Annotated in this window: 18 protein-coding genes and 1 tRNA gene; 9 read left to right on the plus strand and 10 right to left on the minus strand. The window is 68.3% G+C overall.

All coding sequences use genetic code 11. From position 1 onward, the window contains the following. Positions 1–95: 95 nt before the first annotated feature. Positions 96–181, plus strand: a tRNA-Leu gene (locus V8J36_RS02380). 95 nt (positions 182–276) lie between these two features. Beyond that, the gene (locus tag V8J36_RS02385) at positions 277–1,935 is read left to right on the plus strand and encodes an FMN-binding glutamate synthase family protein (RefSeq protein ID WP_336465642.1); all 1,659 of its coding nucleotides are present in this window, start codon (positions 277–279) and stop codon (positions 1,933–1,935) included. A gap of 23 nt (positions 1,936–1,958) precedes the next feature. Here V8J36_RS02385 and V8J36_RS02390 read toward each other — a convergent pair whose 3' ends face one another. Both V8J36_RS02390 and V8J36_RS02395 read right to left on the minus strand, forming a co-directional pair. Next, entirely contained in the window at positions 1,959–3,389 is a 1,431-nt protein-coding gene (locus tag V8J36_RS02390) for a sensor histidine kinase (protein ID WP_336465643.1), read from the minus strand. Continuing rightward, entirely contained in the window at positions 3,386–4,072 is a 687-nt protein-coding gene (locus V8J36_RS02395) for a response regulator transcription factor (protein ID WP_336465644.1), read from the minus strand. The genes V8J36_RS02390 and V8J36_RS02395 overlap by 4 nt, the downstream gene beginning before the upstream one ends. An 84-nt stretch (positions 4,073–4,156) precedes the next feature. Between V8J36_RS02395 and V8J36_RS02400 the strand changes: the two genes are divergently transcribed. The 4 genes from V8J36_RS02400 (at position 4,157) to V8J36_RS02415 (ending at position 8,394) form a co-directional block, all read left to right on the plus strand. Further along, positions 4,157–5,218, plus strand: a complete 1,062-nt coding sequence (locus V8J36_RS02400) for an ABC transporter substrate-binding protein (protein ID WP_336465645.1) — start codon at positions 4,157–4,159, stop codon at positions 5,216–5,218. A gap of 227 nt (positions 5,219–5,445) precedes the next feature. Next, positions 5,446–6,390 (plus strand): Bug family tripartite tricarboxylate transporter substrate binding protein, encoded by a 945-nt coding sequence (locus V8J36_RS02405; RefSeq protein WP_336465646.1) that lies wholly within the window; start codon positions 5,446–5,448, stop codon positions 6,388–6,390. Then, entirely contained in the window at positions 6,387–6,875 is a 489-nt protein-coding gene (locus tag V8J36_RS02410) for a tripartite tricarboxylate transporter TctB family protein (RefSeq protein ID WP_336465647.1), read from the plus strand. Before V8J36_RS02405 ends, V8J36_RS02410 begins: the two co-directional genes overlap by 4 nt. A 1-nt stretch (position 6,876) precedes the next feature. Then, a complete protein-coding gene (locus tag V8J36_RS02415; RefSeq protein ID WP_336465648.1) occupies positions 6,877–8,394 on the plus strand; it encodes a tripartite tricarboxylate transporter permease in 1,518 nt (505 codons plus the stop codon). 71 nt (positions 8,395–8,465) lie between these two features. On the opposite strand, the gene V8J36_RS02420 is transcribed toward V8J36_RS02415, so the two are convergent. The 6 genes from V8J36_RS02420 to V8J36_RS02445 form a co-directional block, all read right to left on the minus strand. Beyond that, a complete protein-coding gene (locus tag V8J36_RS02420; protein WP_336465649.1) occupies positions 8,466–9,257 on the minus strand; it encodes a DUF1217 domain-containing protein in 792 nt (263 codons plus the stop codon). Beyond that, on the minus strand, positions 9,254–9,658 hold the full coding sequence (gene flbT / locus V8J36_RS02425) for a flagellar biosynthesis repressor FlbT (protein WP_336465650.1): 405 nt from the start codon (positions 9,656–9,658) through the stop codon (positions 9,254–9,256). The genes V8J36_RS02420 and flbT overlap by 4 nt, the downstream gene beginning before the upstream one ends. Continuing rightward, positions 9,655–10,026, minus strand: a complete 372-nt coding sequence (gene flaF, locus V8J36_RS02430; RefSeq protein ID WP_336465651.1) for a flagellar biosynthesis regulator FlaF — start codon at positions 10,024–10,026, stop codon at positions 9,655–9,657. The genes flbT and flaF overlap by 4 nt, the downstream gene beginning before the upstream one ends. An 89-nt stretch (positions 10,027–10,115) precedes the next feature. Then, a complete protein-coding gene (locus V8J36_RS02435) occupies positions 10,116–11,363 on the minus strand; it encodes a flagellin (protein WP_336465652.1) in 1,248 nt (415 codons plus the stop codon). Positions 11,364–11,527: 164 nt separating this feature from the next. Continuing rightward, positions 11,528–11,866, minus strand: a complete 339-nt coding sequence (locus tag V8J36_RS02440) for a hypothetical protein (RefSeq protein WP_336465653.1) — start codon at positions 11,864–11,866, stop codon at positions 11,528–11,530. Then, positions 11,859–12,140 carry a rod-binding protein gene (locus tag V8J36_RS02445; protein ID WP_336465654.1) on the minus strand — a complete coding sequence of 94 codons (282 nt, stop codon included), beginning with the start codon at positions 12,138–12,140 and terminating at the stop codon, positions 11,859–11,861. The genes V8J36_RS02440 and V8J36_RS02445 overlap by 8 nt, the downstream gene beginning before the upstream one ends. A 118-nt stretch (positions 12,141–12,258) precedes the next feature. Between V8J36_RS02445 and V8J36_RS02450 the strand changes: the two genes are divergently transcribed. After that, complete coding sequence (locus tag V8J36_RS02450; protein ID WP_336466175.1) at positions 12,259–14,334, plus strand: flagellar hook-length control protein FliK; 2,076 nt, start codon at positions 12,259–12,261, stop codon at positions 14,332–14,334. A gap of 20 nt (positions 14,335–14,354) precedes the next feature. Then, positions 14,355–15,020, plus strand: coding sequence for a flagellar hook capping FlgD N-terminal domain-containing protein (locus V8J36_RS02455; RefSeq protein WP_336465655.1), 666 nt, complete (start codon positions 14,355–14,357; stop codon positions 15,018–15,020). A gap of 11 nt (positions 15,021–15,031) precedes the next feature. Here the strand turns inward: V8J36_RS02455 and ubiB are convergent, their stop codons facing one another. Together ubiB and ubiE are read right to left on the minus strand one after the other, a co-directional pair. Further along, the gene (gene ubiB, locus V8J36_RS02460; RefSeq protein ID WP_336465656.1) at positions 15,032–16,561 is read right to left on the minus strand and encodes a 2-polyprenylphenol 6-hydroxylase; all 1,530 of its coding nucleotides are present in this window, start codon (positions 16,559–16,561) and stop codon (positions 15,032–15,034) included. A 4-nt stretch (positions 16,562–16,565) separates the two neighbouring features. After that, positions 16,566–17,315, minus strand: a complete 750-nt coding sequence (gene ubiE / locus V8J36_RS02465) for a bifunctional demethylmenaquinone methyltransferase/2-methoxy-6-polyprenyl-1,4-benzoquinol methylase UbiE (protein WP_336465657.1) — start codon at positions 17,313–17,315, stop codon at positions 16,566–16,568. A gap of 159 nt (positions 17,316–17,474) precedes the next feature. On the opposite strand from ubiE, the gene mutM reads away from it, so the two are divergent. Beyond that, the gene (gene mutM, locus V8J36_RS02470) at positions 17,475–18,326 is read left to right on the plus strand and encodes a bifunctional DNA-formamidopyrimidine glycosylase/DNA-(apurinic or apyrimidinic site) lyase (RefSeq protein ID WP_336465658.1); all 852 of its coding nucleotides are present in this window, start codon (positions 17,475–17,477) and stop codon (positions 18,324–18,326) included. The last annotated feature ends 68 nt before the right edge of the window (positions 18,327–18,394 follow it).

Consider the following 18,394-nt stretch of genomic DNA (forward strand, 5'->3'; position numbering starts at 1 on the left):
GCCGGCAACTGAAGTCGGTTATCGGGGTCGGCAATTGGGGTCGGCAGCCGGATTGCCCGTTGCGCCGCTTCGGGTTACGAGTTCCCCGGTGTCGCGCGGGCGTGGTGGAATGGTAGACACACGGCACTTAAAATGCCTTGGCCGGAAGGCCGTGGGGGTTCGAGTCCCCCCGCCCGTACCAGCCGACCGCGCGGGCGCCGTTCCGTCGCGACGGGCTGGACTTCGCGCGCGCCCTTGGCACATGGTCCGGCAACCGAGATCACGACGGATGCCGAGATGCGCAAGCTCCGCCTGCTGAACCGCTACGCGAGCTTCGTGCTCTGCGGCCTGTTCGCCCTTCTTTTCCTTGCCCTGATGGTGTGGTCGCTGTGGATGATCGTCCCGGCGCTGGCCTTCGCCGCGCTCTTCGGGCTGGGGATCCTCGACCTGACACAGCGCCGGCACTCGATCCTGCGCAACTACCCGGTGATCGGGCATATCCGCTTCCTGTTCGAGGATTTCCGCCCCGAGATCCGCCAGTACCTGCTGGAATCGGACAAGGACGAGGAACCCTTCAGCCGCGAGATGCGCAGCCTTGTCTACCAGCGCGCCAAGGGGGTCGAGGACAAGCGCCCCTTCGGAACGACCGAACGGGTCTATGACCCCGGCTACAGCTGGCTGACCCATTCCGTGGTGCCGAAGGTGATCAAGGACAGCGACTTCCGCATCCGCATCGGCGGCCCGGACTGCACGCAGCCCTACGACGCCTCGATCTACAACATCTCGGCGATGAGCTTCGGCTCGCTCTCGGCCAATGCGATCCTCGCGCTGAACACCGGCGCGCGGAAGGGCGGCTTCGCCCATGACACCGGCGAGGGCGGGATCAGCCGCTATCACCGGCAGGGCGGCGGCGATCTGGTCTATCAGGTCGCTTCGGGCTACTTCGGCTGCCGTCGCGAGGATGGCGGCTTCGACCCCGAGAAGTTCGCGGCGCAGGCCCGCGATCCGCAGATCAAGATGATCGAGATCAAGCTGAGCCAGGGCGCGAAGCCCGGTCATGGCGGCATGCTGCCCGCCGCCAAGATCTCGGCCGAGATCGCCGAGGCGCGCGGCATCCCGATGGGGGTCGACTGCATCTCTCCGGCGGCGCATTCGACCTTCTCGACCCCGATCGGGCTGATGGAATTCGTGGCGCAGCTGCGCGCGCTGTCCGGTGGCAAGCCGGTCGGCATGAAGCTGTGCATCGGGCACCGGCGCGAGTTCATGTGCATGGTCAAGGCGATGCTGAAGACCGGCGTGGCCCCCGACTTCATCGTCGTCGACGGCAAGGAGGGCGGCACCGGCTCGGCCCCGCTGGAATTCGCCAATCGGGTCGGCATGCCGATGCTGGACGGGCTGCACTTCGTCCACAACACCCTGCGCGGCGCCGGCCTGCGCGAGCGGGTGAAGGTGGGCGCGGCGGGCAAGATCGTGACCGCCTTCGACATCGCCCGGGCTCTGGCGCTGGGGGCCGACTGGTGCAACTCGGCCCGCGGCTACATGTTCGCGATCGGCTGCATCCAGGCGCAGTCCTGCCACACCAACACCTGCCCGGTGGGCATTGCCACGCAGGACCCGCTGCGCCAGCGCGCGCTGGACGTGGGCGACAAGTCGGACCGGGTGGCGCGCTTCCACCGCAACACCCTGCACGCACTGGCGGAAATCGCCGGCGCGGCCGGGCTGGAAGACCCGCGGGGGTTCATGCCCTATCACTTCATGTTCCGGAAGCGCGAGGATTTCCAGGACGGCAACCAGGCCTATCCCTACCTGCCCGAGGGCTTCCTGCTGGCAGAGACCGAGATCGACTATCTCTGGGAATGGCACCGCCGCTGGGACCGCGCCTCGGCCGACACCTTCCTGCCCAGCATGATCCCGCCCGGCCCCTTCGACATGCCGCCCTCGGCCCGCGCGACCTGACGGTCCGCCCTGGCGGCGCGGGCCTAGGTGCCGGTCGGATCGGGAAAGCGGATCCGCGCCACCAGTCCGCGCCCGCAGGGGCCCGCGTCAAGCTCGAGCGCGCCGCCGAACAGCGTCGCGATCTCTTCGACGATCGGCAGCCCCAGGCCGCTGCCGCCCGCACCGCTGCTGTCGGCCTGCACGGGCGCACCGCGCACGAAGCGGGCGCGCACCTCGGCGCGGCGATGCTCGGGGATGCCGGGCCCATCGTCCTGCACCTCCAGCACCACGGTCCCGCCGCGCCCGGGGCGCACGCGCACCGTCGCCTCTGCCCCCCGCCCCGCGTAGCGCAGGGCGTTGTCGATCAGGTTGCGCAGCATCTCTGCCACCAGCACCGGCTCTGCCCGGATCTCGGCGCTGCCCTCGGCCTCGAAGCCAAGGTCGAGACCGGCGCCCGCGGCATCGGGCACGCGCTCGGCCGTGGTGTCGCGGGCCAGCGCCACCAGATCGAACCGGGCGGCGCCCGCGGCGGCGGACCCGGCGGCATCGACGCGGGCCAGCGTCAGCAATTGAGCAAGGATGCGCTCTGCCTCGCCGATGGCAGCATCACCGGCGCGCGCGGCGGCCTGCGCGGCGGGCAGGTCGGGCGCGCGGGCCGCGAGCGCAAGCTGGGTGCGGACCACCGCCAGCGGAGTGCGCAGCTGGTGGCTCGCATTGCCGGTGAAGTTGCGCATCGCCCCCAGTGCGCCGGCCAGCCGCGCCATGAAGCCGTTCACCGTCTCGACCAGACCGCGGACCTCGCGCGGCGCGGCCTCGTCGATCGGGCTGAGGTCGTCGGGCGAGCGCAGCGACAGAGCCGCCCCCAGCCGGTGCAGTGGGCGCAGGGCGAGCGTCACCGCGATCCAGACCGCGACGGTCGCGCCAAGGATCATGAGCCCCAGCCGCAGCGCCGAACGCAGCAGGATGGTCGAAGTCAGCGCGCCGCGGGCGGCGGTGGTTTCGGCCACGGTGACCACGAAGGGGATCGAATCGATCCCGGTCGACGCCGCGCGGCGCAGCGAGGCGACCCGGATCGGCGCACCGTCGAAGGCGGCATCGGCAAAGACCGGCACGTCCCAGGGGCCATCGAGCGGCGTCAGTTCCCGGTAGCCGGTGATGAAGGTGCCGGGCGGGCCGTCGACGCGGTAGAAGACCCGGTCCTGCGCGGTCGAGGACAGCATCTCGAGCGCCGAATAGGGAATGTCGACGGACAGCCCGCCATCGCCGGTCTCGTCGACCGAGACGCGCTCGGCGATCGCCATCGCAGAGCCTGCCAGCACCCGGTCCGAAACGGTGTTGGCGGTGCGCACCGCCTCGGCCCGGGTATCGAGCAGCGCCAGAAGCCCGATCACCGCGGTCGAAACCAACAGCCATGTCAGCAGCCGGCGCCGGATCGAGCCGCGGATCGCGCCCGTCCCGCCGAAGCCCTTCCTCACGCCCCTGCCCCCGAAGCCTCGGCCCTCTCGAGGTAATAGCCGATGCCGCGGGCGGTGCGGATCGTCAGCCCGTGCGGCGCCAGCCTGCGGCGCAGGCGCGAGGCATATTGCTCGATCGCGTTGGGCGACAGCTCGTCGTCGAGGCTGGTCAGCGACTGCACGATCGCCTCGCGCGCGACGACCTTGCCGAAGCGCGTGAACATCAGTTCCAGCAGGTCGCGCTCGCGCGTGGGCAGGTCGAAGGGCTGGCCCGCCGCGTAGAAGCCGCGCGAATTCAGGTCGAGCGTCAGCCCGCCATGCGAGATCTCGGCCGCCCGAAGCCCCGCCTGCCGGCGCAGCAGCGAGCGCACCCGCGCCTCGAGCTCGCCCGCATCGAAGGGCTTCACCAGATAGTCGTCCGCGCCGAGGTCGAGCCCCTTCACCCGCTCTTCCGGGGCGCCGCGCGCGGTCAGGATCAGCACCGCGGCGCGGTTGCCCTTCGCCCGCATCCGCCGCAGCACGTCGAGCCCGTCCATCAGCGGCAGGTTCAGATCGAGGATCACCAGATCGAAGCTCTCGGCAGAGGCCAGCGCCTCGGCCGCGGCGCCGTCATGGACCTGATCCACGGCATAGCCCGAGCCGCGCAGCAGCGCCGCAAGCCCGTCCGACAGGGGCAGGTTGTCTTCCGCGAGCAGGATGCGCACCGGCTGGCTCCTTCTTATCGGGCCGACAGTAGCGGCGCCGCGCGGGCTTGTGAACGGGGGCCGCCTCTGCCACCGTTGCGGGCCATGATGCGCGCCATTGCCGCCCTTTTCTTCGGCCTCTGGGCCAGCGCGGCCCCGGCCGAGACCTTCCTGTTCCCGGCCCCCGGACCCGCCGTGGCCGAGATGACGGTCTATTCCTCGTTCGACGAGCGGCTGGCGGCGCCGCTGATCGCGGGGTTCCAGCGCGGCAATCCCGGCGTGACGATCCATTACGAGGACCTGCTGACCGCCGAAATCAGCACCCGCGTCATCGCCGAGACCCGCGCCGGGGGGCCGACGGCCGATTTCGCCTTCTCTTCGGCGATGGACCTGCAGGTGAAGCTGGTGAACGACGGCTTCGCGCAGCCGGTGCACACCGCCGAGACCGAAACCTGGCCCCGCTGGGCGAACTGGCGCGACACCGGCTATGCGCTGACCTTCGAACCCGCGGTCTTCGTCTACAACCGCCCGAGCTTCGCAAGCCATCCGCCGCCGCAGACCCGCGCCGAGTTCCTGGCCTGGATGCGCGACCGCCCCGACGAGGCACAGGGCCGCATCGGTACCTATGACGTCGAGCAGTCCGGCGTGGGCTACCTGTTCCTCGCCCGCGACGAGGATCATTTCCGCGACATCTGGCGGGTGGTCCGGGCCATGGGCCACGCCGGGGTGCAGGCCTTCCCGACGAGCGTCGACATTCTGGAGCGCGTCGCGGACGGGCGGCTGGTGATGGGCTACAACATCCTCGGCTCCTATGCCGCGGACTGGGCGCGGACCCATCCCGACGTCGGCATCCTGCTGCCCAAGGATTTCACCGTCGTCGCCTCGCGCATCGGGCTGGTGCCGCGCGCGGCCGCGCAGCCAGAACTTGGCGCGCGGTTCCTGGCCTATCTGATGTCGCCCGAGGGCCAGACGGTGATGACCGAGGAGCTGAAGCTGCCCGCGGTCAGCCTGAAGGTCGCCGGGCGCAACTCGGCGCTGGCGATGGGCGATCTCAGTGGCGGACAACTGCGACCGATCCCGGTGGGACCGGGCTTGTTGGCCTATCTCGACCATGCCCGGCGCGCGCGCCTGATCGCGCAGTGGCGCGCGGCGCTGTCCGGGCGATAGCTGCACCGCAGACCCGATTTATTTTCACAGACTGCCGAAGAAACCGGCATTCCCGTCAGGTTCATGACAGGGAACTGTGCAGTATTGTCGCAGGGCGCCATGGAGGTGGCGCGCTGTCGACGGGGGGAGACGTCGAGGCACCACCGGCAGATTGCGCCGGAGATTCGGCCTTCCCCCCTGCATTCAGTCCGGATCGGTCGCCATGGCCGGTCCACAGGGAGGACCATATGAAACACCGCATTCTTGCAGCGCTTCTGGCCAGCGCAATCGCCGTTCCGGCGATGGCGGCCGACTACACCATCATCGCCCCGGCGAACCCCGGCGGCGGCTGGGACCAGACCGCGCGCACCATGCAGCAGGTCCTGCAGGACGAGAAGATCTCGTCCTCGGTCCAGGTGCAGAACGTCCCCGGCGCCGGCGGCACCATCGGGCTTGCGCAATTCGCCAGCCAGAACAAGGGCAACGCCAATGCGCTGATCGTCGGCGGCTATGTGATGGTGGGCGCGATCCTGACCAACAACGCCCCGGTGACGCTGAAGGACGTGACCCCGATCGCGCGGCTGACCGGCGAATACGAGGCGATCGTGGTCCCGGCTTCGTCCGAGATCGAGACGATCGACCAACTGGTCGCGAAGCTGAAGGAAAATCCGGGCGCGGTCAGCTGGGCCGGCGGCTCGGCGGGCGGCGTCGACCACATCGGCGTCGGCATGCTGGCCAAGGCCGCAGGCGTCGACCCGACCAAGATCAACTACATCGCCTATTCGGGCGGCGGCGAGGCGCTGGCGGCGATCCTCGGCAGCCAGGTGACCGCGGGCATCTCGGGCCTGGGCGAATTCCAGAGCCAGGTCGAGGCGGGCACCCTGCGCCTGCTGGCGGTGACCTCGCCCGAGCCGATCGAGGGCATCGAAGCGCCGACGCTGAAGGAAGCGGGCCTGGATGTCGAGCTGCAGAACTGGCGCATGGTCGCGGCCGGCCCGGATCTGAGCGCCGAGCAGAAGGCGGCGATCACCGCCGACGTCGAGAAGATGGCCAAGTCGGCCGAATGGCAGGAACAGCTGAAGGCCAAGGGCTGGTCGGACACCTTCCTGGCCGGTGACGCCTTCCAGGCGCAGCTCGACAAGGAAATCACGGCGACCGAAGCGGTCCTCAAGGACATCGGACTGGTGAAATGACGCAACTCCCGCAGGACAGCCGGCGCCGCCCCGACAGGCCGGCGCTTCTGATCGCCGCCGGTCTTGCCGGGATGGGCGCCGTCGTCCTGTGGGACGTGCAGCGCCTCAAGGGCGCTGCCGGCTACTCTCAGGTCGGTCCCGCCACGATCCCGCAGGTCGTCGGCGCGGGCCTGCTGATCCTCGCGCTCTGGACCGTGGTCGCCGCCTGGCGCGGCGACTTCCCCGAGCGTGACAAGCAGCAGTTCGGCCCGGTGGTCTGGGTCGTGGCCGGGCTCGCCGGGCAGCTTCTGCTGCTGAACGTGGCGGGCTTCTCGATCGCCACCGGCATTCTCTTCGGCCTGACGGCGAGGGGCTTCGGCCAACGCAACCTGCCGCTCGCCCTCGGCGTCGGCGTGGTGCTGAGCTTCATCGTCTGGGTAATCTTCTCGCAGCTTCTGATGCTGCATCTGCCGGTCGGGCCGCTCGAGCGGCTCGTGGGGGGCTGAGATGAACGCGTTCGACTTCCTCATGCAGGGCATGCTCACGGCGATGGAGCCGATGATGCTGCTCTATGCGCTGATCGGGGTGACGCTGGGCACTGCCGTCGGCGTGCTGCCCGGCATCGGCCCGGCGCTGACCGTGGCGCTGCTGCTGCCGGTGACCTACCGGCTGGACGCCGCCGGCTCGCTGATCATGTTCGCGGGCATCTACTACGGCGGGATGTATGGCGGCTCGACCACCTCGATCCTGCTGAACACGCCCGGGGAAAGCGCCTCGATCATCACCGCGCTCGAGGGCAACAAGATGGCCCGCAAGGGCCGCGGCGGCCCGGCGCTGGCCACGGCGGCCATCGGCTCCTTCGTCGCGGGCCTGATCGCGACGCTGGGTCTGGCCTTCCTCGCGCCCTACGTCGTGAAGATGGCGCTGGTCTTCGGGCCGCGCGAATATTTCGCGCTGATGGTTCTGGCCTTCGTCACCGTTTCCTCGGCCTTCGGCGACTCGACCCTGCGCGGGCTGACCTCGCTCTTCGTGGGCTTCGCCTTCGCCTGCGTCGGTATCGACCAGCTGACCGGCCAGACCCGCCTGTCCTTCGGCATCCCCGACCTGCTGGACGGGATCGAGGTGACGACCATGGCCGTCGCGATGTTCGCGCTGGGCGAAGCGATGTTCATCGCCGCGCAGGGCAACACCGGCGTGGACAAGGTCCATGCGGTCAAGGGCTCGGTCTGGATGAACCGCGAGGACTGGAAGCGGTCGTGGATGCCCTGGCTGCGCGGCACGGTGATCGGTTTCCCGATCGGCGCGATGCCGGCCGGCGGCGCCGAGATCGGCACCTTCCTCAGCTACGCGACCGAGAAGAAGCTGACCAAGCACCCCGAGGAGTTCGGCGAAGGCGCGATCGAGGGCGTAGCCGGTCCCGAGGCCGCCAACAATGCCTCGGCCGCGGGGACGCTGGTGCCACTGCTGACGCTGGGCCTGCCGACCACGGCGACCGCCGCGATCATGCTGGCCGGTTTCCAGCAATTCGGTCTGCAGCCGGGGCCGCTGCTGTTCGCGACGAACCCGCAGCTGGTCTGGGGTCTCATCGCCTCGCTGCTGATCGCCAACGCGATGCTGCTGGTGCTGAACCTGCCGCTGATCGGGCTTTGGGTGAAGCTGCTGACGATCCCGAAACCCTGGCTTTATGCGGGCATCCTGCTGTTCGCGACGCTGGGCACCATCGGCGCGAACCCGTCGGTCTTCGAGCTGGGCATGCTGCTGGCCTTCGGCCTGCTGGGCTACATGATGCGGGTGTTCGGCTATCCGATCGCGCCGATCGTCGTCGGCCTGATCCTTGGCCCGATGGCCGAGCAGCAGCTGCGCCGGGCCCTGGCGATCAGCCAGGGCGACTGGACGGTGCTCTTCACCTCGCCGATCGCGGCGGTGATGCTGGCCGTCGCGGCGACCGCGCTGATCGTGCCGCTGGTGCTGCGGGCCCGCGGGCGCGGTCAGGTTTTGAGCCAGCTGGCCGGCGACGAGGACTGATCGCCCTTCCGAGCGACTGCCGGGCCGCGGGGCAACCCGCGGCCCTTTTCGTTCCGGCGCAGCGCCGCCGCTCAACCACCGGCGAGGATCTGGCTGGCGATAGCGGCGCCGCTGAGCCCCACCTGCCCCGCCGAGGCATCGGAACGCACAAGATACAGACGGATCAGCTTGTCCATCGCTGCGCTGTCGCCGAATTGCGCGAAATCCCGCGAGCCGAGATAACTGTCGGCCCGATCGCGCAGGGTTTCCACCTGCAGGTCCACATCGATCGCCCCGAAGGCGGCGGGCAGGCCGAAGGCGCTCTCGAACACCTTTCGCAGCGGCGGCGAGCCGAGCACCGTGTACCATTTGGTCGTGTCGGAACTGGTCTTGTCGGCCAGCGCGGGGAGTTCGCGCTGGGCGTTCAGCGCGAAGCGGAAGCTTTCATTGCTGTCGCCCACCGCCACCTCGAACTGTCGGTCCAGGTAGGCCTGGGCGATCTGGTCGGCGAAGCCGGCATCAGCGGTATGAACGGTGCCATCGCCGAATCCGAAGGCTTGGGCCATCGACAGGTAGGCCTTGTTGGAGACCCGGTTCGCCAGATCGCTGGCATCCGTGGTCCCGTCGGACAGAGCCTTGGTGATGAAGAACTTGTTGTTGATGTCGTCCTGCAGTCCGAACGCCCCGAGTGCCACCGACAGCAGCTGGCGATCCTTGACGAGCGCTTCGGCCGAGGTGACCGAGGCGATGCGCTCCTTGAAGGCGGCCACGTTCCGTGCGGGCTCGCCCGAGGCCGCGAAGGCCTGTTTCTGGCTGGTCATGGTCCGGTTGAGCATCGCCCAACCCGCGAAGCCACCGATGGGAACGATCGGTTGATAGCTCATCGCTGGCTCGCGGCCAGCAGCCGCTCCTCCCGGGGCAGCAGGGCACGCAACGCCTTGAGTGCCTGGTAGGGCTGGTCCCCGACCACTGCAGAGGTCGCCTGCCGCAGATGCGAACGGCTGTCCGGATCGGTCAGCACCTGGCTCAACTGTTCGATCCCGCGCAGCAGCTGGAAGCGTGCCTCGTCGGGATCGGCGTCCCCTGACAGCACAAGTTGCGCAATATAGCAGACGCGGCGCACCGGCGTCGTCACCGCATCGGGGTGGATGGCATCGCGCAACCGCAAGATATGTGCGTTCGGGGTCATGATCGCGAGCCGCGAGCGCCTTTCGCCATTCTCGATCACCGCCCCGTTGATCAGCACCCGCTCCTGCGGGGCCAGCTTCAGGACGAGCCCGGTCATTGCACCGGCCCCGTCGCGCGCAGGCCGCGCATGATCATCGTGTTGATGTCGATCAGCACCTGCGCCCCCGCCTCGCCGGCGGCGACCTTACGGCTGTGCAGTCGCGTGAATTCCGCCAGATACCGCAAGCGGGCGCGAAGATCCTCTGGCAGTCCGTTTTCCGGCAGGGCCAAATCTGCCGCGAGCACCTGCCAAAGCCGGCGATTCTCGTGCAACGCGGCCACGAGATCGCCGAATTGGTCGGCATCCATCGCGCGCTGCAGCTGCCCGGTCACCCGGGCAAAGATCTCGTATTCGATGCCACGCGGCGTCCGCACCGGCTCGCCTGGCGTGGAATAGGCCGTTTTAGCCATCCTGGTCGCGTTCATCTTGCCCTCTCCCGTCACAGGAGCATTGCTTCAGGTCACGGCTTTGCCGTGGGTTCGGGGCGGGCGTCCTCTGCCCGCCCCGCCAAGTGTCAGCGGAACAGCGACAGGATGTTCTGCGGCTGCTGGTTCGCAATCGACAGCGCCTGGATGCCGAGCTGCTGCTGGGTCTGCAGCGCCTGGAGGCGGGCCGAAGCCTCTTCCATGTTGGCATCGACCAGCGAGCCGATACCGGTCTTCATCGAGTCGGTCAGGCCCGAGATGAAGTCCGCCTGGGTCTGGATCCGACCCTCGGCCGAGCCGAAGGAGGCTGCGGCCTGGGTCGCGGTGTCGATCAGCGTCTCGACATTCGCCAGCGCCGAGGCCGGATCAGTCGTCACGTCGATCCCAGTCATCAGGGCCAGACCGCCGGACCCGGCATTCTGGAACTGGGCGACGATGGTCATGTCGGCGCCGATGTCCGACGTGCTGTCGCCGTTGGTGTCCGCGACCTTGAAGGTGAGAGTCGCCTGGTTCGTCCCGTCGTTCGCGGCATAATCCACGCGCAGATCGGTGATGCCCAGCTGATCGGCCGCCGATTTCAGCCCGGCACCGATCAGGTTCGTCTGTGCCGCAGCGGTCTGTGCCGCATCCTCGGCGGTGACGGTGTAGCTGATCCGTTTGTCACCCAGCGTGACGGAGATCTTGTCGCCGGCAGCGTAGGTAACCGCATCGTCGAGGACCAAGCTGACACCGGTCGTGTCGGTCTTGGCCAGCGTCATCACCGCGGTGTCCGCATCGGTCGAGGCGCCGGTGGTGCCGGTGAAGGCGGCCTTGGCGACATAGGCCGAGGACGACAGGTTCTGACGGGTGACATCGATGGTCGAGGTCGACACCGAGCCCGTGGAGCTGCGGTCCAGCGACGACAGGATTTTCATGTCGGTGGACGAGTTGCCATCGATCAGGTTCAGCCCGTTGAACTGCGCCGCGCCGACGATCGAATTGATCTGGTCCTTCAGCGCGTCGATGTCGGTCTGAAGGGTGCCGCGATCGACGTTCTCTTCCTGCGCCGCGACGATCTTGCCCTTCATGTCGGTCAACAGGTTGGTGATCTTTTCCGAGGCCAGCCGCGCCGTCGCAACGGTCGATTCGCCCAGATCGAGGCTCGCCGAAATGCCCTGGAAGCCTTTCACGTCGGATTCCATGACCTTCGAGATGGCCCAGACCGCGGCATTGTCCTTGGCGGTCGAGATGGACTTGCCGGTCGAAATCTCGGACTGGGTCTTCGCCAGCCCCGAGTTGATGCCTTTGAGAGTCTGCAGCGCAACCATTGCGCCGGTATTGGTGAGGATGCTCGACATGACTGTCGTCCCTTGATGAGGCGCTTTGCGCCGGATGCGTGGAAAACCCCTTCCGGGATGCTCGGGCGTTCTCGCCGCCGCGCTGACCGCGCGCCGCCCGCTTCCGGGACGCAGGGGCACATTCGCCGAGACTCCCTAAGAACCCCTGAACGAATCACGCCGCATCAGGCCTTGCGTTCGAGCCCCGGGAGGGGCGACGAGATCGTCCGGCTGCGACCGAGCGCATCGTAGCTTTCAAGCCGCGTGCCGGCGCGTTGCCCGGCCGCCAGCGTGCCCGCCACGGCACGCACCCCGGCCAGAGCCGACGTCAGCAGGCGCGCGTTGCGCTCTGCCAGCGCCCGCACGCGGGCAAGCCGTCGTGCGTCTGCCGGCGGCTGGGCGTCGAGCCGCGCCAGCAGCAGCGCCTTTCGCGCCACGATCGGTTCAAGATGCCGCAGCTCTCCAGCCAGCAGCAGCGCCGCCTCGCGCCGCAGCAGCCGTTCCAAGGCTAGAAGATCATCCATCGTCACCCCCCATCGCGCCGGCGGACAGAAACCGCGCGGCAAGTCCGATCCCGCCGGCCTCGGCGATCAGACGGGCCTGCTCGTCGCAGAGCATGGACGATACCTGCTCCTCTCCCAGCCCGCCCCCGAAAGAGGCCCTGGGCGCGCCATACCCCGCCTCGCGCAGAAGGACGGTCAGAAATGCGGCCTCGAGATCGCGGGCGGCGGTTGCGCGATCCGGCAGAAGGCGCGCCGCGCCCTCGGGTCGCAAGGCGGCAGATGGAGCGGTCAGCATGCGCGGCCTCTGAATTGTGGCAGGACGAGGACATTTGCCCGAGTCGCGGTAAACATTCGGTAAGGCGAAGCCGACACACTCGGGAACAGACCAACCCGGAGGTGCGGCATTGCAGCCGATGCTGGAAGCAATATTGACGCGGCTCCTCGGGGCTCTGCCGTCCGCATCGCCCCCCGCCGACGCAGAGGGGGGCATCCCGCCCTTCGATCTGGATGACCTTTCCAGCATCGACACGCCTGCGACCAACGCGACGACGCCCTCCGAGCAGGTTCGGGGCGGGGCGAACCAAGCGGCTCCGGCGGCCATCGCGTTGCAGCCAATCATGGTCTTCGGCGGGGCGTCGACCGAAGAATTGCCCGGTTCTGACACGCTGTCCACGGACACTGAGTTGCCACCTCGGCCTGTTCTCACAGCCCTGCCACCCGCGCCTGCGGACACAGAGCATCAGCCCGAAGTGCGGCCGCCCATCCTCACCATCGCCGAGCCCGCCGCTATCTTTGGTCCGCTGTCCCCGGGCCGTATCACCGCGAATCCAGCGGACGGCGCCGAAGTCGACGGGCCCGAGGGGGAAGGCGTCGCGGACTTTGGGAGCGATTTGCCTCCGGTGCACCGGACCATGGGCTCCGAGCAGGCAGACGAGGCCATTTTGACGAGCGTGGCCGCTCCGACGCAAGGACTCGCGAGCGCGCCAGAGAACCTGCCACTGCAGCCACCGGAAACTGCCTCGCAAGTGCGCGCACAGGCTGGTCGGCCGCTTCAGGACAGGGCAGCCACGGCGCAGACGGCTTTGGACATGCTGCCTGCAGAGACCGCGGTCATTCAGCAGGGTGAACCTCTCGTCGCGCCTCCCGCGTCATCCTCTGACCAAACGCCCGCACGTCGACCGTCTTCGGAGCAGGACGTCCCCGCAGCACCAGAGACCGCTGAGCAGTCCGTCGACGGAAACGGCACCGCATACACCGACCGGATTGCTCCCGCTCTCGGTGAGTCTGGCGGCCTCAATGATCGCGTGGGCAGGCTGGCCCGAAGCGCCGCACCCGAACAACTCTCACGCTCGACACAGCATGGCCTTCCGTCAACGCCTGCGATCGAGCGGGAACCGACGCAGTCGGTGGCCGGCAAAGTGACAGCTTCCGAGCCGCGCGAAGCCATCCCGCCGACTGCCCCCTTGAACGCGAGCCCCGTGCCACGGCGCAACACGATGCCCTCGGCAGAGACACTGGCGACCAGAATAGCTGACCCCGCGCCGACGACGACGACGACGACGACACCGGCGGCGGCAGCGCCCTCGGAGATGCCAGTGGGGACGCCAGTGGCAATCGCACCGACGATCGTACAAGCGACGCCACAGCCGCTCGCCATCGACCTCGGCGCGCCGCAGCCGGCGCGTCGGCTGACCGACAACGCGCAGACGGCGGACTTCCCCAATCGGGGACAGCTGCCAGTCGCTTCGGCCGGTCCCGCCCCTGCCGCCCCCCTCTCAACAAGCACCTGCGCCGCAGCTTCAGCCGCTCCCGCTGCTGCGACGGCAGAGAGACCGTCGCCGCCAGCCCGCACCCCGATCGCGCGGCGATCGGATGCGGCATCGCCGCCGCCCACCCTGTCGTCACTTGACCAAGGACTTCCTGCGACAGCGCCCGATCAGACCGCAGCACAGACGTCGGCCCTCCCGACGGCGGGCGGCCCCACCGTCGGACCGCTTGCTGTCGAAACGACGCGACCTGTCTTGCCTGCTCGGCACGATGCCCCGCCGGCGCCCGCTCAGGCGGCCCTTCCTGCCGCGACGGCCGAACCGGTGTGGCCCGGCCCTCAGATCTCCGCGAAGGTCCGGCACATGCAGGGCCACACGGTCGAGATCGAGCTGTCACCGCGCGAGCTGGGCCATCTCAAGATGTCCATGCTTTCGGGGCAGGACGGGATGACCGTCGCAATCCATGTCGAACGCGCTGAAACACTCGATCTGCTGCGCCGCCATGTCGACCAATTGGCGAAGGATTTCCGTGACGCTGGCATGTCAGATGTCAATTTCTTCTTCTCGCAGAATCGCTCGTCTCATTCCGATGGCCGGCAGCCGCCGTTGCAGCCGCTTCCGGAAGAGCCTGCGCTGACGCCAGCGAGGCAGCCGATATCCCCGAACAGTCTGCCACATTCCGCGCAGCCAAGCGCGACCGGGGCGCTCGACCTGCGCCTCTGACCCCCGCCAGGAGACCCACCATGGCCGTGACCGCTGTCGCCTCTGCGACCCCGAGCAGTTCGACCCAGCCGTCGAGCGCAGAAGACGCGACCGACGTCTCGTCCGACTTCCAGACCTTCCTGACCATGCTGACCACCCAGCTGCAGAATCAAGACCCGCTCAATCCCATGGAGTCGACGGATTTTGCTGTGCAGCTCGCGACATTTTCGGGCGTAGAGCAGCAGGTGAAGACCAACGATCTGCTGACGGACCTCGGATCTCGCCTGAACGTCATGGCACTGTCGGACTTGGTGGGATGGGTGGGCCTGCAGGCCGAAGCCTCGGGACCAGTCTGGTTCGACGGTGCCCCGGTCGAACTTGGTCTGACCCCCAGCACCGTGGCCGAGGCTGAGCGCCTCTCGGTCTACAACGCGTCGAACCAGCTGGTCGCGCAGGCCGCGGTGCCGCTTGGAACGACCCAGCTCGACTGGGCGGGCACCGATGCGAATGGCAATCCGCTGCCGGAGGGTGCTTACCACTTCAAGCTCGATCACCTCGAGGCAGGTATCGTCACCGGCTCGAGCGAAGTCACGAGTTTCTCGCCAATCATCGAAGCCCGGAACGAGGGCGGCAGCGTCATCCTGCTGCGCAAGGGGGGCATCTCTGTCCCGGCCGCGGACGTCACCGCGCTGCGCAGCGCGCAATGACCCGCGTGGCGTCAGAGCGCTACGCCGAGGGCGACCCCCGCCAGCGCCAGGGCCGCCCCCAGCACAAGCAGACCCGCGGCACGCCAGCGCGGCGGGGATACCGAAACCTTCACCTCGGCCTGGCGCTCCGAAAGCAGCGATTCGACCATGCCTGGCAGCTGCGGTCCGAAGCGCGACACGACCCGAAGGGTGCGCCCGAGGTCGCGGACCAGCGCCTTGGGGCCGATGTTGTCCGCAATGTAGGTTTCGACCACCGGCCGTGCCGCGGCCCAGATGTTCAGATGCGGATCGAGAGAGCGGGCGACGCCCTCGACCACGACCATGGTCCGCTGAAGCAGGATCAACTCGGTCCGGGTCTGCATCCCGAACCGTTCGGTGACCTCGAAGAGATAGGCGAGCAGGCGCGCCATCGAGATCTGGCTGGCATCCATGCCGAAGATCGGCTCGCCCACAGCCCGCAGCGCCCGCGCGAAGGCATGCACGTCGCGATCGGCCGGGACATAGCCGGCTTCGAAATGCACCTCGGCGACGCGCTGATAGTCTCGGCGAATGAAGCCCATCAGGATTTCGGCATAGACGCGACGGGTGTACTCGTCGATCTGTCCCATGATCCCGAAGTCGAGCGCAACGACATCGCCGTTCGGCGCAACCTTCAGGTTGCCCTGATGCATGTCGGCGTGGAAATAGCCGTCACGCAGCGCATGGGCGAGGAAAAGCTGCAGCACCCGCTCGGCCAGCCGCGTCGCGTCATGACCCGCCGCGACGATCGCCTCGCGGTCGCCCATCGGGATCCCCTCGGCCCAGTCGAGCACCATGACCCGCTTGCCCGACAGCATCCAGTTCGGCTGGGGAACGCTGAAGCCTTCATCGCCCGCGGTATTCGCCCCGAATTCCGAGGCTGCGGCGGCCTCGGCCCGCAGGTCGAGCTCGCCCAGCACCACGCCTTCGAAATGGCGGATCACCTCGGTCGGGCGCAGGCGACGCGCCGAAGGGGCGATGCGTTCGATCATCCCGGCCGAAAGGTAGAAGGCATCGATGTCGCGGTAGAAGGCCCGCTCGATCCCCGGGCGCAGCACCTTGACGGCGACCTCGGCCCCGGTCGATGCCAGCCGCGCGCGGTGCACCTGCGCGATCGAGGCGGCGGCGACGGGCTCAGAAAATTCTCTGAAAACCTCATCGACCTTGAAGCCGGTCTCGGCCTCGAAGACGCGCTTGGCGACCTCTGTCGGGAACGGCGGCAGCTTGTCCTGCAGCACGCGCAACTGCTGCGCCAGGTCAACGCCGACCACGTCGGGCCGTGTCGACATGATCTGGCCGAACTTGATGTAGGCCGGCCCCAGCGCCGTGATCGCCCGCGTCACCGGCGGCAGGGCCGGATCGCCGCGATACCCCAGCCAGCGGAACGGCCAGCCCATTACCCGCGCGATCGCGCGCAGCCGCGGCGGCGCCTCCATCGCCTCGAGCGCCTGGCCCATCGCGCCGGTGCGCTCGAAGGTGGCACCGGTGCGGATCAGCCGCCAGAAGTTGTGCGGTCCGCGCATCCGCTCAGATCTTCCAGCCCGAATGCAACGCCGCGATCCCCATCGAGAGATTGCGATACTTCACCAGCCCGAACCCGGCGGTGCGGATCATCGAAGCGAAGGTTTCCTGATCGGGGAACTTGCGGATCGACTCCACCAGATACTGATAGCTGTCGCGGTCGTTCGCCACGACCTGCCCCATCACCGGGATGACGTTGAACGAATAAAGATCATAGGCCTTCTGCATCGCCGCGTTCGGCAACTGGCTGAATTCCAGCACCATCAGGCGACCGCCGGGCTTCAGCACGCGATAGGCCTCGGCCAGCGCGTCCTGCACGCGGGTCACGTTCCGGATGCCGAAGCTGATCGTGTAGACGTCGAAGCTGTTCGACTCGAAGGGCAGTTCCATCGCATCGCCGACTTGCCAGGACAGGCGGTCGGCCATGTCCTCGGCCTCGGCCCGCTTCTGGCCTTCGATCAGCATCGACTCGGTCATGTCGCAGACCATCGCCGTCGCGCCGGGCGCGCGCTTGAGGAAGCGAAAGGCGACGTCGCCGGTGCCGCCGGCCACATCCAGCAGCCGCTGGCCCGGGCGCGGTGCCAGCCAGTCCATCATCGCATCCTTCCAGAGCCGGTGGATGCCGACGCTCATCAGGTCGTTCATGATGTCGTATTTCGAGGCGACGCGGCTGAACACCCCGTGGACCATCCCGGCCTTCGCGTCCTCGTCGACGGTCTGATAGCCGAAATGGGTGGTGCGCTGCTCGCCGGTCATGTCCGCTGCCCTCATGTGCCGGAACTGCCCGGCCGCCCCCGGGATATACTGCGTTTTCGCCCGAGGCAAACCGGCTGCGACACTCGGCGGCGGCCCGGGCTTTCCCCCGCGCGTTCCAGCGCCTACATCGGGGCATCCTTCCAGACCAAGGGGCCGCCCGTGCCAGAACTGCCCGAAGTCGAAACCGTGCGCCGCGGCCTGCTGCCCGCGATGGAGCATCGCCGGATCGATCTGGCCGAGGTCAACCGCCCCGATCTGCGCTGGCCCCTGCCCCCGCGGATGGCGGAACGCCTGACCGGCGCACGGGTCGAGTGGCTGGGGCGGCGGTCGAAATACATCCTCGCCGATCTCTCGACCGCCGAGACGCTGATCATCCATCTCGGCATGTCGGGGCGGATGCTGGTCTCGGGCGAGGTCCCGGGTGTCTTCGTTCGCGATCACCAGCCGGTCGCCAAGCACGACCATGTCGTTCTGACCATGGAAGGCGGCGCCCGCGTCACCTTCAACGATGCGCGCCGCTTCGGGGCGATGGATCTGGTGGCGACCTCGGGCGCCGCCGACCATTGGCTGCTGAAGGGCCTCGGCCCCGAGCCTTTCGACAATGCCTTCCACGAGGACTTCCTTGCAGCGCGGCTTGCGCGGCGGGCCGCGCCAATCAAGGCGATGCTGCTCGACCAGCGGATCATCGCGGGGCTTGGCAACATCTACGTCTGCGAGGCGCTGCACCGCGCAGGGATCGACCCGCGCCGCCCCGCCGGCAACCTGACCGCGGCAGAGATCGCCCGGCTGGTGCCGGTGATCCGCCGCGTGCTCGACGAAGCGATCGAGGCCGGCGGCTCATCCCTGCGCGATCACCGCCAGGCCTCGGGCGAGCTGGGCTATTTCCAGCACAGCTTCCGCGCCTATGGCCGCGAGGGCGAGCCCTGCCGGACCGAGGGTTGCACGGGCCATGTCACGCGGGTCGTGCAGTCCGGCCGCTCGACCTTCTTCTGCCCAGACTGCCAGCGCTGACTCCTCATCCTTTCGGCCGAGGCGCATTTGCCGCAGGCCTCTGCCAGTCTGGCCCGGCGGTTGGTCCG

The organism is Frigidibacter sp. MR17.14, assembly GCF_037095735.1.
In the GTDB taxonomy this organism is placed as follows: Bacteria; Pseudomonadota; Alphaproteobacteria; order Rhodobacterales; family Rhodobacteraceae; genus Frigidibacter.